Source organism: Azospirillaceae bacterium, assembly GCA_028283825.1.
GTDB lineage: Bacteria > Pseudomonadota > Alphaproteobacteria > Azospirillales > Azospirillaceae > Nitrospirillum.
Window position 1 is genome coordinate 738,792 of sequence record JAPWJW010000001.1, and the last position, 13,837, is coordinate 752,628.

Below are 13,837 nucleotides of genomic sequence, written 5' to 3' on the forward strand. Positions count from 1 at the left end.
CCGGTGCGCCCGCCCGCCGGTTGGCCGTGGCGCTACCCTTTGGCTTATGAAACAATCGCCGCCTTTGCTTCACAATCGGCGGTGTCTGATGCGTTGGCTTGGTGTGGCGCTTGTTTGCCTGATGGTCTCCGGTTCCGCGGCCCCGGGCCAAACCAAGACACCCGATGCCAAGCCCGACCCGAAGGACGGCCCGCCGCCCCTGATGCTGCAGCACCCCAGCCTGTCGGCCAACCAGATCGCCTTCGATTACGGCGGGCAGATCTGGACGGTGGCGCGGGCCGGCGGCCAGGCGCGGTTGCTGGTGGCGGGGCAGGGACAGAACAGCGGCCCCGTCTTTTCCCCTGATGGCGGCCTGATCGCCTACACCGGCACCTACGATGGCAACACCGATGTCTACGTCGTGCCGGTCAAGGGCGGGGAGCCGCGGCGCCTGACCTACCATCCCGGCCGCGACGTGGCCGTGGGCTGGACGCCGGACGGCAAGAACATCCTGTTCCGCACCCCGCGCACCACGCCGCGCGACCTGGAAAAGCTGTACACCATCCCGGTGCAGGGCGGGGATGCCACCCTGCTGCCGCTGCCTTCGGGCTTCGAGGCCAGCTATTCCCCCGACGCCAGCCACCTGGCCTATACGCCCTTCTCGCAGTGGCAGCCGGCGTGGAAGCAATATCGCGGCGGTCAGACCGCGCGCATCTGGATCGCAGCCCTGGCGGATTCCAGCATCGTGAAGGTGCCGCGCGACAACTCCAACGACCGCAGCCCCCTGTGGGTGGGCGACACCGTGTATTTCCTGTCGGACCGCGACGGGCCGGTGGCGCTGTACGCCTATGACGTGAAGACGGCCAAGGTCGCGGTCGTGGTGAAGAACACCAAGGGTTTCGACATCCAGTCGGCGTCGGCCGGTCCCGGCGGCATCGTCTATGACCAGTTCGGCACGCTGAACCTGTATGACACCGCCACCCGCCAGGTGCACGCGGTGCCCGTCACCATCGCCGATGAACTGCCGCAGACCCGCCCCCACCTGGAATCCCTGGATCCGGGCCAGATCCTGCACGCCGCCATCTCGCCCACCGGTAAGCGCGTGCTGTTTGAGACGCATGGCGAGATCCTGGCGGTACCGGCGGAAAAGGGCGATGTGCGCAACCTGACGCAAAGCCCTGGTGTGGCCGACCGCGACCCCGCCTGGTCGCCGGACGGCAAGACCGTCGCCTGGTTCTCCGACGAGGGCGGGGAATATTCGCTGCACCTGCGGTCGCCCGACGGGCTGGGGCCGGTCCGGGCGATCGGCCTGGGGCAGCCACCCAGCTATTTCTATTCACCGGTGTGGTCGCCCGACAGCAAGAAGATCGCCTACACCGACAAGCGGCTGAACCTGTGGATGATCGACCTGGACCACCCCATCCCGGTGAAGGTGGACACCGACCGCTATGACAGTCCGGCCACCCACCTGGACCCGGCGTGGTCGCCGGACAGCCGTTGGCTGGCCTATTCCAAGCAGTTGCCCAACCACCTGCACGGCATCTTCATCTACGGCCTGGCTGACAAGAAGACGCAGATGGTGACGGACGGGCGCAGCAACGCCACCTCCGCCCGCTTCGACCGGGGCGGCAAATACCTGTACTTCGTCTCTTTCACCAACAACGGCCTGGACCAGGGCTGGCTGGACATGTCCAGCATGGGCCGCGCCACCGATGGCCGGGTCTACATGATGGTCCTGCGCCGCGACGACCCGTCCCCCCTGGCGCCGGAAAGCGATGAGGAGCCGGGGACGGCACCGGGCGACAAGGCCGACAAGAAAGACGACAAGAAGAAGGGCACCGACAAGAAGGATGACGACAAGAAGTCCAAGGACGTCCGCATCGACTTCGCCGGCCTGGACCAGCGCACCCTGGCCCTGCCCATTCCGCGCGTGAACCTGGCCGGGATCGAGGTGGGGGACGAGGGCATCGTCTTCGCCCAGGCCGCCCCCGTCGCCCTGACGGACGACGACTATGTCGACAGCGACGATGGCGGACCCAGCCTGGAAATCGCCCGCTTCGACCTGAAGACCCGCAAGCTGGACAAGTTCCTGGACAGCGTGGACGCCGGCAGCTTCGCCGTTTCCGCCGACGGGCAGAAGGTGATGTACGCCCAGCACGGCAAGTGGTTCGTCAACGGGGCGGACAAGGCGCCGGACGCCGGCGCCGGTGCCCTGAAGATCGATGAGATGCAGGTGTGGGTGGACCCGCGCGCCGAATGGCGCCAGATGTACCATGAGGTCTGGCGGATCGAGCGCGACTTCCTCTACGATCCCAAGGCCCAAGGGTTGGACATCCCCAAGGCCGAACGCCTGTACGCCCCCTTCCTGGAGGCGATGGCCGGCCGTGTCGACTTGAACGCCCTGTTCGCGGAGATGACGGGCCATATCGGCGTCGGCCACACCTTCGTCGGCGGTGGCGCCCTGCCGCGCCAGGACCGGGTCAACGTCGGCCTGCTGGGCGCCGACTACAAGGTGGTCAACGGCCGCTATCAGTTCGCCCGCATCCTGGAGGGCGAAAGCTGGACGCCGGGTGCCCGCGCACCCCTGACCCAGCCTAGTGTCAACGTGGCGGTGGGCGACTATCTGTTGGCCGTCAACGGCAATGAGGTGAAGGCGGCGGACGGTGAGGTCTATCGCGCCTTCCTGGGCACCGCCGGCAAGCAGACGGTGCTGACCGTCGGTCCCCGGGTGGATGGCGGCAATTCACGCCAGGTGACGGTGGTGCCGGTGGCGTCGGAGGCCAAGCTGCGCCTGCGCACCTGGATGGAGGAGAACCGGCGCAAGGTGGATGAACTGTCGGGCGGCCGCCTGGCCTACGTCTACCTGCCGGACACGGCCTCGGGCGGCTTCTCCAACTTCAACCGCTATTATTTCTCGCAAGTGGGCAAGCAGGGTGCCGTCATCGATGAACGCTTCAACCATGGCGGCGAGATCGCGGACTTCATCATCGACCAGATGAAAAAGACGCCGCAAATGGTGGACGCCACCCGCGAAGGGGAAGAGGTGGTGGAACCGGCCCAGGCCATCTACGGCCCCAAGGTCATGATCATCAACCAGATGTCGGGGTCCGGCGGCGACGCGCTGCCCTGGCTGTTCCGCAAGGCGAACATCGGGACCCTGGTCGGCGTGCGCACCTGGGGCGGCCTGGTCGGCATCGGCGGTTACCCGCCGCTGATCGACGGCGGCTCCATCACAGCACCACGCTGGGCTCTCTACGGCACCAAGGGCGAGTGGGAGGTGGAGAACATCGGCGTCCCGCCGGATGTCGAGGTGGAACAGGACCCCGCCCTGGTGCGCCAGGGCCACGACCCTCAGTTGGAGAAGGCGGTGGCCGTGGCGCTGGACCAGTTGGCCAAGAACCCGCCCCCTGTCTTCAAGCGCCCGGCCTACCCGGACCGCAAGCCGGTGCTGCCGGACAGCGTGCGGGATGGTGGGAGGGCAATGTAGGTATGTAACTACGTTTGGTCTTGATTCCTGACGCCGACTTCAACATCATTATCGATGGCGAAGCTGGCATCCTGGAGATTTCAATGACCCGCATTGTTTCCGCGCGCGATGCCAACCAGAAATTCTCGGATATCCTTGGCCAGGCGGCGGAGGGGGAGACCGTGATCATCACCCGCCGTGGTGCGCCGGTCGCCAAGTTGGTGCCCTATGCGCCGACGCTGGATGGCGGGGCTTGGGACCGGTTGATGACCATGCTGGAAAAGGGCCTGCCGCTGGGTGGGGGCACGTTCACCAGGGACGATCTGTACGACGACCGTTGAGCTGGGGGCGGTTGCATGCGTTTCACAATCGACACCAACATCCTGGTCTACGCGGTGGACACCCAGGCCGGGGATCGGCACCGCACGGCGCTTGACGTATTGGCCAGAGCGCGGGGCCGGGACTGCGTGTTGACCGTCCAGGTGTTGGGGGAGCTATTCCGCGCCCTAACAGGTAGGCACAAGGTTCCGGCATCGCATGCTGCTGCCATGGTTCAGGCGTGGCGGGACGCGTTGCCCGTGGTTGCTGCCGATGACCAATGCCTGGTGGATGCGATGGACGCCGTGACCGCCCATAATTGGTCGTTCTGGGATGCCATGATCTGGGCGACGGCCAAGCGTGCGGGTTGCAGGGTGTTGATCACCGAGGACGGTCAGGATGGCCGCACCCTGGGCGGTGTAACCCTGGTCAACCCCTTCGCACCGGTACCATCACCCTTGTTGTTGGCGGTGCTGGACGGTCCAAAACCCTAAATATGGAACTGGAAAGCGTGTCCATATTTAGGGTTTTGAGCAAAAGTTGATCACACCGCCGCCGCCACGCTGCCCTCCGGTGGCTCGTCACCGGAGGGGCCAGCGGTGCCCGGTTCCGGCACCAGCAGGCCGTGGGCGTGGGACAGCATGCCCTGGGCGATCTCGCGTTCGCCCATGATCACCAGGTTGGCGCCGTGCTGGCGCAGATGGTCCACGGCGGCGTCGGTGTGGGCGCGGGCGATGATGTCCAGGTGGGGGTTGCGCTTGCGCGCCTGCGCCACCACCTGGCCGGCCTCGAAACTGTTGGGCACGGCCACGAACAGCCAGCGGGCACCCTCCAGGTTGGCCGCCGCCATCACATCGGGCTGGGCGGCATTGCCGGCGATGGCTTCCACCCCTTGCGCGCGCAGCTGTTCCAGCAGGCCGGTGTCCTCCTCCACCACCAGCATGGGCGTGCCGTCCCGGCGCAGGGCCTCACCCACCAGGCGACCGACGCGGCCGTAACCGACGATGATGGCATGCTCCGTCAGCGTGGTGGGCACCAGGGCGGCGACGTCCGGCACTGCGGCCTCACCGGTCTCCGCCGGCACATGGGCCTTTTTCTGGCGGCGCGCGGCCACGCGTTCCAGGGCGATGAACACGGCCGGGTTCAGCAGGATGGACAGGATGGCGCCGGCCAGGATCAGGCTTTGCCCATCCGGCGGCAGCAGGCCCAGATCCACGCCGAAAGCCGCCAGGATGAAGGAGAATTCGCCGATCTGCGCCAGGCCGCCGGAAATGGTCAGGGCGGTGGCGTCGCTGTGCCGGAACAGGCGCACCAGCACATAGGCGGTCACGACCTTGCCCACCAGGATGATGGCCAGGGTGCCCAGCAGGGGCAGCGGGTGGTCGATGATGATGCGCCAGTCGAACAGCATCCCGACCGACACGAAGAACAGCACGGCGAAGGCGTCGCGCAAGGGCAGCGATTCCTCCGCCGCCTCATGCGCCAGCGGCGATTCCGCCAATGTCATGCCGGCGAAGAAGGCGCCCAGCGCGAAGGACACGCCGAACAGTTCGGCCGCACCAAAGGCCACGCCCAGCGCCACGGCCAGCACGGCCAGGCGGAACAGTTCGCGCGAACCGGTCTGCGCCGTGCGGTGCAGCACCCAGGGGATCACGCGGCGGCCCACCACCAGCATCAGGACGACAAAGCCCGCCACCTTGCCCAGGGTCAGCAGCAGGGTCATGCCCAGTTGCGAGAAGGAGGGCGTGCCCATCCCACCCAGCAGGTCACCCAGCGCCGGCAGCAGCACCAGCGCCAGCACCATGGCCATGTCCTCCACCACCAGCCAGCCGATGGCGATCTTGCCGCCCGCGGTTTCCATCAGCCGGCGTTCCTGCAGGGTGCGCAGCAGCACCACGGTGCTGGCGACCGACAGGGCCAGGCCGAACACCAGTCCCGCCCCCAGGCCCCAGCCCATCAGGTGGGCCAGGCCCATGCCCATCAGGGTGGCGACGGCGATCTGGGCCAGCGCCCCCGGTATGGCGATCAGCTTCACCGACATGAGGTCGGAAAGCGAGAAGTGCAGGCCGACCCCGAACATCAGCAGGATGACGCCGATCTCCGCCAGCTGCGGCGCCAGGTGCTGGTCGGCGACGAAGCCCGGTGTGAACGGGCCCAGCAGCACGCCGGCCAGCAGATAGCCCACCAGCGGGGACACGCGCAGGCGGGTGGCGATGGCGCCCAGGACAAAGGCGCAGCCAAGGCCGCCGACGATGGTGGCGATCAGGGGGGTCTCATGCATCATGGGCGGGCGGGGGCCTCCGGTGTGTCGTGGTTTTGGGGACGGGGAACCCATCCCGCGCGCACCCTAGCAGGGTGCGGCGTCCCGTCCCACCCCACAGGTCACACCCCCCATGACGGTTTCATGATTTTTGAGTGTTTATGCGTGGCCCTCAATCGCCGGGCGCGGCCATCCGGCCGCTGGGCTGATCCCCGCTCTTCGGTCCGCGTCGCTTCCCGAACAGCTCCGGCGCCCGCAGTCGCGGTCTACAGGGACAGGCGGCAAAGCCGCATGTCCCTGGTTCAGCTTCCCGTCTCGGCACCCAGCTTGGCGACGTTGTCATCGGAATTGCGGTCGATCAGCTTGTTGTAGGGGTCGATGCCCACAAAGCCCGGCTTCCTGTCCACCACCAGCTCGATGGTCTGATCGCCGTCATGGATGGGCTGCTTGGCCAGGTGGATGACATCGCCGTCGGCGAAATCGCCCTTGCCGGGTTCCTTCAGGAACAGGCCGACATCAATGGGCAGGCTGAAGGGCTGGGGCGTTTCCTTGCCCTGGCCGTCGGCCTCCAGTTTGCCGGCGTGGATGTCCAGGCGGACCTTGAAGCGCCCGTCGGGCAGCGCTTCGGCGCTGGAACCGGTGACCTTCAGGTCATACAGGACGATCCGGGTCAGCATGTCGTCGATCAGGCCCGACCATTGGGGTCCTGCCTCCGCCTTCAGGGCGTCCACCAGGTCGGTGGACAGGGCGTAGCGGTCGGTGCGGGCCTTGCCCTCGCGCAGCAGGCGGGCCAGCGCCCGGTTCACCACGTCCTCGCCCAGGTAATCCTTCAGGGCGTACATCACCACTGCCCCCTTGCGATAATGGATGTAGGGCTGGTCCTCCACCCGGTTCAGCGGCAATTCCTCCAGTTCCTCATGCCCGCGGCTGGAGAGGTAGCGGTCCAGCTCATACTTCAGGAACTTGCGGATCTGGTTGGGGCCGTACTGATGCTCCATCACCATCAGCGACGTGTACTGGGCCAGCGTCTCCACCAGCAGGGTGTTGCCCTGGACGTTGGCCGCCTCCAGCTGGTGCCCCCACCATTGGTGGGCGACCTCGTGCGCGGTCACATAGAACACGCTGTCGATCTTGGTCTTGTCGCGGTTGTCCTCGATGAAACCCATGCCTTCGGAGAAGGGCACGGTGTTGGGGAAGCTCTGGGCGAAGCGGGCGTAATCGGGAAATTCCAGGATGCGCACCTGGCGATGCTGATACGGACCGAACGCCGTGGAGCAATAAGCCAGCGATTGCTTCATGGACGTCATCATGCGGTCCACGTTCCAGACGTGGGGCGCGTGGTAATAGACGGCCAGGTCCACCGGCTTGCCGTCCGTCCCGCCCGTCCAGCTGTCATGGGCGACGGCATAGCGCGCGGACAGCCATGAGACGAAGTAGGGGATGGGTGCGTCGCTGGCGTAATGGAAATAGCGACGCTCCTGGCCCGTGGCGTCCATGGCCGTCCATTCGCGTTCCAGATATCCCGGCGCCACCGCCGTTTGGTCCGGGTCGGTGGAAATGGTGGTGTCGAAGTCGATCAGGTTGGCCTGCGGCCCCAGGTCCGACACCGCCCATTGGCTGCTGTCCTCCAGCTTGGGCTCACGATCGATGGGCGGCAGGTGGTGCTTGCGGCGCCTGAACTTGTCCTGGAGCATGGCTTGCCGGCTGAAGCCCACCGTGGGCAGGGCGCTCCAGTTGTTGATGAAGCTGCCATTGCCCACCACCATGGGGGCGTTGGCGTCGTTGGTGAAGCCGGGGTGGCGCTGGCTGACGGCGAAGTCCAGGCGCAGCCGGCCGCCGGGCGCCAGCGGTTGGTCCAGGGTGAAGATGCGGTAGTGAAGGCGTTGGTCGTCCGTCGTCAGGTGTCCGCCCTCCAGTGCCATGCTCTCCAGGTCGGTGTCCGTCGGCATGACCACATGCACCTGGGTCAGCGGCTGGCCGGTCCGGTTTTCCAGGATGTAATGGCCATGGGCGTCATATCCCTGGACGGCGGGGTGCAGGTCCATGGCCACCGAGACGGCGACGATGCGCGGCTGGGGCAGGGTCTCATACTGGCGGTAGGCATTCTCGTAATCGACCTGAAGGGCCTCGCGCTCATCCTGGGTGCGGAACTGGTTCAAATGGTGGGTGTTCCAGGCGGTCCACCCGCCGCTGCCGGCGAAAACCAGCACCAGCAGGCAGGCCAGCGCCGCCATCGGCCGGGTCCAGCCGGTGGCCAGCGCCCGGCGGCGATCCCGCCAGGTCAGCGCGCGCCCACGCGGCCAGATCAGGTGGGCCAGCACCAGCAACAGGCCGGCCGCCGCCCCCCAATAGACATCGAACCAAATGTGGGCCAGCAGGAAATGACCGTAGCCGTTCATGTCCGACAGGGGCAGGTTGGGGGCGGTCCCATAGACCAGCAGCTTGTCCTCCAGCCCCAGGCTGCCGGCCTTCATCTGGAAGACGACGTACAGCACCATGACGGCATAGCCGACGAACTTGTTGGGCGACAGCACCTGCACGAACAGGGTCAGCGCCAACAGGATCAGCGTGTCGGGCAGCGCCGTGCCCAGCAGGGACACGAGGTATAGGCCGGGTTCCAACGGCACCGGGCCGCGGGCCAGTTGCACCGCCGCTGCCGGGACGATGGCCACCAGCCACAGGCCGGCCAGCACCAGGGCGATGGCCAGGTATTTTGAGACTGTGAACACCCAGCCGGGGGCCGGCGTGGCGCCCAGGATTTCCGCCACGTTGGCCTGGCGGTCCCGCCACACCAGTTCACCGCTGTAATAACCGGCGATGGCGAAAGGCGCGATGCTGAAGGCACCCAGGATGGCGGTCACCATTTCCCGTGTCACGGGGTAGGAGGTGACGTCGTAATTGCTCTTCAGCAGCAGCAGGGTGGCCGTCAGGTTCATCAGGCTCACGGCCAGCAGGATCAGGAAGCTGGGGCTGCGGACGGTGGCCGTCGCCTCGAACTGCAGCCGGACGCGCAGCATGGACCAGAGCGTCGCGGCCGTCAGCGCCGTCGCCACCGGCCGCAGGGGTGGCGGGGCGGTTCGTGTTTCCGTGGCGGCGGGTGCCCCGGTGCGCCGCGGGCCCCGCCGTAGCGCCCAGGCGTCGCCGACCAGGCCCAGGACGATCAACCCCAGGGACACGGCGATCCAGATCAGGCGGTTGGCCAGCAGGGCCCCGGTCAATGGCGGCAACAGGCCGTTGCGCTCCACCACCGTCCAATAGCGGGTGACGACCTGCAGGGTCGCGATGCCGAACGGGTCCAGATAGCTCATCAAGGGGCGCAGGCCGGGGTCGGACAGGGCGCGGCTGATGACCAGATAGGCCACCAGCAGGGCGATCATGGCGATGTATGTCGCCATCTGCCGCCGGGTGAAGGCGGCGACGGCGAAGAACAGGGCCCCCGTCACCGCCATGTCGGGCAGGCCGAACACGCCCAGGGCGTAGAGATAATCCCAGGGGCGGAAGGCGCCGAAATGCTCCGGATCCACCCACCAGGCGAGGCGCCCGACGATAGTGCCCCATTGGCAGGCGCTGATGGCCACTGCGCAGGCGATGAAGGCGCCCGCCAGCCGCGCGGCCAGCAGCAGGGGACGCGGTACCGATGTGGCACCGATCAGGCCCGCCATGCCCGTGTCGTCGTCGCGCAGCACCGGGTCCGTCAGGCCGCGCAGGGGGATGCCCATGGCGAACAGGCTGAGGATGCTGGTGACCATCAGGATGGTGAAGGGCGCGTCCATATGCACGCCGCTGCTGCGCCCGCCGATCTGGATCTGGTCCACCGTGGTGGCCAGGAAGGTCAGCAGGAAAAACAGGGCGAAGTTGATCAGCAGGGCTGGTTGGCGCAGCTGATAGCGCAGCTCGAACCAGGCGATGCGGGCGAATAGGCGCGGCGCGGTCATGGGGCGACCTGTCCGTTATGGGGGGATGGAAACGGCGGGGATGCGGTGTCAGGCCGCCAGCACGGCGGGATGCCGGCGCTGGTACAGGGCCGCGAAGTACACGTCCTCCAGGTCGCCGGGCACGGCCTCGAATCCGTCGCCGGGCGGGGTGTCGGACAGGACGTGCAGCACGCTGCGCCCGGCCACCAGCCGCGTGGCGATGACCTGATGGGCCTGGCGGTGGGCGTCCACGTCGGTCTTGGGCACCACCTTGCGCCAGACGCGGCCGCGCATGCCGTCGATCAGGGCCGCCGGTTCCCCCTGGGCCACGATCTCCCCGCCCTCGATGATGGCCATGCGCGGGCACAGGTCGGCGACGTCATCGACGATGTGGGTGGACAGGATGACCACCACGTTCTCGCCGATTTCCGACAGCAGGCCGTGGAAGCGGTTGCGCTCTTCCGGGTCCAGGCCGGCGGTGGGCTCATCCACGATGATCAGGCGCGGGTCGCCCAGCAGCGCCTGGGCGATGCCGAAACGCTGGCGCATGCCGCCGGAAAAGCCCGACAATGCCTTTTTACGCACATCATACAGGTTGGTCTGGTGCAGCAAGGCCGCCACCTGTTCCCGCCGTTGCGCCGTGTCAGCAACGCCCTTCAACACCGCCAGATGGTCCAGCATGTCTTCCGCCGAGACGCGGGGATAGACGCCGAATTCCTGCGGCAGGTAGCCCAGCGCCTGGCGCAGGCGCTGCGGTTCCTTCAGCACGTCGATGCCGTCGAAGGCGATGCGGCCGGCTGTCGGCTGCTGCAGCGTGGCGATGGTCCGCATCAGGGTGGACTTGCCGGCGCCATTGGGGCCCAGCAGCCCGAACATGCCGCGCGGGATATCCAAGGTCAGCCCCCGCAACGCCTGCACGCCGTTGGCGTAGGTGTGTGTCAGGCCCTCTATCTGCAACATCGATTCTATTCCCCGTCCGGCGTCCTTTTTTCGGTGCGCGCCGTTATCGTATTGCGCGCATTCGTTTAATCAACGCCATTATGGGGCGATGGCGTGGGGCCACTCGTGGGCCGGCGTCTTAAAGACCCGGCAGCATGTCGTTGGGCCAACGGCGGAGCGGCTGGTTTGCGCGGCCGGCGCGGGGCCCGCTGGCGCCGGGCTTTGGGGGCCGCATCGCCAGGCGCCGCCACCATGGCCTCGGCCTCGACGACGGGTGGTGGTTCCAAATCGGCCGGAGCGTCCCCCTCCGCCGTCTGCGGTGGATGATAGAGCATCCAGGTGTAGACCACGGCCATCAGCACGAAAGCGGTGACCAGCAGGCCGCCGGCCAGCATGTGGACCATGTCGCCCCGGCGGATGAGGACCAGGCCGAACAGGATGCAGGCGGCGCACTGTCCCGGCACCAGGGCGCGATGCCCCAATTGGCGCCAGGGATAAAGGCGCAGGCGCCGGGCCAGGGCGGCCGGCCAGGGGCGGAGCGTTCGTCCCAACCGGGCCAGGTGGGACCGAAGGAACCCCATCGCCCGTATCGCGCGACGGCCCAGCCAATCCACGCCCCTGGCGACACCTTCCACCCCGGCCCAGGCGGCGGCACCCAGCCGGCCCAGGGTGCTGGTGACGCGGGAAGGCCGGTAGGGTTCGCGTGTGGCGGACGCCATGGGGGCCACGCATTCCCGTTCCAGGGCGCGCAGGGTGCGGGCCAATCGCCAGGTCAGCCGGTTGGCCTGATGGTCCAGGGCGTATCCCACCCGCGCCAGGGCGCCGACCCAGGCGCGGCCCAGCCGGTGCCGGGCGCCCGTCGCCGGCAGCTTTCCTGCCCGTCGGGCGGCATGGTCCAGGGCGCGGTCGCGGCCCCGACGCAGCATGGCGGCGAGGTTCTGGGGCGCCGTCAGGGTCAGCGCCTGGCTGGTCCGGTGCCACAGGGCTACGGAACTGCCACTGATGCGCGCGCGCGCGGACTGTCCCGTTGATCGCAGGATCAGGACCGTCAACGTCCAGGCGATGGTGGCCCGGCGGCCCAGCGCGGCGCGCAGGCGATAGACGATTTGGGCGAAGACCCCCGCCTGGCTGATGCCATCCCCTGACATGCTGTCCGCCCCGATTGCGGGCGAAGGCCCCCCGGCCTCGCACCGGCGACCAGTCTGGCAGGTCGGCGGCAACCCGCAAGAGGCCCCGGCCTATCCCTTTCGGACGTATCGCCTACCCGGGCAGGCGGAACCTGCCCCCGATGGACAGGCGATGCCTAAAGGGCGATGCCGAAGGCTAGGCGCAGTCCCTCATGGAACTGCACGCCATATCCGCCCAGCACCGCCAGGCGTTCGATCAGCACCAGGACCAGGGCGGAGATCAGGATCAGCCGCAGGGTGGCGCGCAGGCGCCGTTCCGGCACCACCTTGGTCCACACCCGGACCAGACCGGCAAGGAAGCCCAGGAACAGCAGGCCGGCCGCGACCCGCAGGGCCACGACAATGCCCAGTGTGCCGGCTAGGGCGACGCAGACGGCCAGCCCCACCAGCAGCAGACGCAGAATGGCGCCGCGGCCGTTCATCGGACGACCTTCACCAGGGCGTGGTTCTTCTTGCCCGACGACAGCTTGATGATGTCGCCGTCGGTGATGTCGGCGGCGGTGATCTTGGCCTGTTCATCCGGGATGCGGATGTCGTTGACCTTGGCGCCGCCGCCCTTGATCAGGCGCCGGGCCTCGCCGTTGCTGCCGGCCAGGCCGGACCGCAGCAGCAGCGCGTAGGCGGGGATGCCTTCCTCCAGTTCCGCCAGGCCGACGTCGATGCTGGGCAGGCCCTCCGACGTGCTGCCTTGCTCGAAGGTCTGGCGGGCGGTCTCGGCGGCGGCGGCCCCCGCCTCCTCCCCCCGCATCAGGGCGGTGACGGCGTTGGCCAGGATCTTCTTGGCCTCGTTGATCTCGGCACCCTGCAGGGCCTCCAGGCGCGCGATCTCATCCAGCGGCATTTCGGTGAACAGGCGCAGGAAGCGGCCCACGTCCGCATCCTCGGTATTGCGCCAGTACTGCCAGAAGTCCCAGTCCGACAGGCGTTCGGCGTTCAGCCACACGGCACCGCTGGCGGTCTTGCCCATCTTGGCGCCCGACGCGGTGGTCAGCAGCGGGGCGGTCAGGCCGAACAGGCTGGCCTGCGACACACGCCGGCCCAGTTCCACGCCGTTGACGATGTTGCCCCACTGGTCCGACCCGCCGCACTGCACCTGGCAGCCGTAGCGCCGGTTCAGTTCCACGAAGTCGTAGGCCTGCAGGATCATGTAGTTGAATTCCAGGAAGGTCAGCGGCTGTTCCCGGTCCAGCCGCAGCTTCACGCTATCAAACGTCAGCATGCGGTTGATGGTGAAGTGCCGGCCCACGTCGCGCAGGAAGGGGATGTAGGCCAACTCGTCCAGCCAGTCGGCGTTGTTGGCCAGGATGGCGCCGTTGGGCCCATCGTTGAAATCCAGAAGCCGGTCCATGGGCTTGCGGATGCCCAGGATGTTCTGGTTGATGCTGTCGTTGGTCAGCAGTTGGCGGGATTCGTCCTTGCCCGACGGGTCGCCGATCTTGGTGGTGCCGCCGCCCATCAGGGCGATGGGGCGGTTCCCCGTCCGCTGCATCCAGCGCAGGATCATGATCTGCACCAGGCTGCCCACATGCAGGCTGTCCGCCGTAGCGTCGAAGCCGATATAACCCGTCACCGGCCCGGCCAGGAAGGCGGCGTCCAGCGCTTCCAGATCCGTGCACTGGTGATAGAACCCGCGCTCGGTCATGGCGCGCAGGAAATCGGACTTGGGGGCGTACGCGGACGCGCTGCTCATGGGATGGACTCGTGTCGGCTTGGGAAAACGGCGGTACGAGACGTCTGTTATCACATCCCCCGATGCCGTAAAACCAGGGTATCG

General features: G+C 67.4%; 9 protein-coding genes. 3 read left to right on the top strand and 6 right to left on the bottom strand.

Annotated elements, in window-relative coordinates; all coding sequences use genetic code 11:
* Window positions 1-88: 88 nt before the first annotated feature.
* The 3 genes from PW843_02855 to PW843_02865 are packed head-to-tail and all read left to right on the top strand — an operon-like array spanning window position 89 to window position 4,257.
* The gene (locus PW843_02855; GenBank protein MDE1145547.1) at window positions 89-3,466 is read left to right on the top strand and encodes a PDZ domain-containing protein; all 3,378 of its coding nucleotides are present in this window, start codon (window positions 89-91) and stop codon (window positions 3,464-3,466) included.
* 14 nt (window positions 3,467-3,480) lie between these two features.
* Complete coding sequence (locus PW843_02860; protein MDE1145548.1) at window positions 3,481-3,786, top strand: type II toxin-antitoxin system Phd/YefM family antitoxin; 306 nt, start codon at window positions 3,481-3,483, stop codon at window positions 3,784-3,786.
* A gap of 15 nt (window positions 3,787-3,801) precedes the next feature.
* Entirely contained in the window at window positions 3,802-4,257 is a 456-nt protein-coding gene (locus PW843_02865) for a PIN domain-containing protein (GenBank protein MDE1145549.1), read from the top strand.
* Window positions 4,258-4,307: 50 nt separating this feature from the next.
* Here PW843_02865 and ybaL read toward each other — a convergent pair whose 3' ends face one another.
* The 6 genes from ybaL to tyrS form a co-directional block, all read right to left on the bottom strand.
* Entirely contained in the window at window positions 4,308-6,047 is a 1,740-nt protein-coding gene (gene ybaL / locus PW843_02870; GenBank protein ID MDE1145550.1) for a YbaL family putative K(+) efflux transporter, read from the bottom strand.
* A gap of 278 nt (window positions 6,048-6,325) precedes the next feature.
* A complete protein-coding gene (locus tag PW843_02875) occupies window positions 6,326-9,958 on the bottom strand; it encodes a M1 family aminopeptidase (GenBank protein MDE1145551.1) in 3,633 nt (1,210 codons plus the stop codon).
* Between the two features lie 48 nt (window positions 9,959-10,006).
* Entirely contained in the window at window positions 10,007-10,897 is an 891-nt protein-coding gene (locus PW843_02880; protein ID MDE1145552.1) for an ABC transporter ATP-binding protein, read from the bottom strand.
* Window positions 10,898-10,962: 65 nt separating this feature from the next.
* Entirely contained in the window at window positions 10,963-12,024 is a 1,062-nt protein-coding gene (locus tag PW843_02885; protein ID MDE1145553.1) for a hypothetical protein, read from the bottom strand.
* A 155-nt stretch (window positions 12,025-12,179) separates the two neighbouring features.
* On the bottom strand, window positions 12,180-12,485 hold the full coding sequence (locus tag PW843_02890) for a hypothetical protein (GenBank protein ID MDE1145554.1): 306 nt from the start codon (window positions 12,483-12,485) through the stop codon (window positions 12,180-12,182).
* A complete protein-coding gene (gene tyrS, locus PW843_02895; protein ID MDE1145555.1) occupies window positions 12,482-13,753 on the bottom strand; it encodes a tyrosine--tRNA ligase in 1,272 nt (423 codons plus the stop codon). The genes PW843_02890 and tyrS overlap by 4 nt, the downstream gene beginning before the upstream one ends.
* Window positions 13,754-13,837 lie beyond the last annotated feature (84 nt).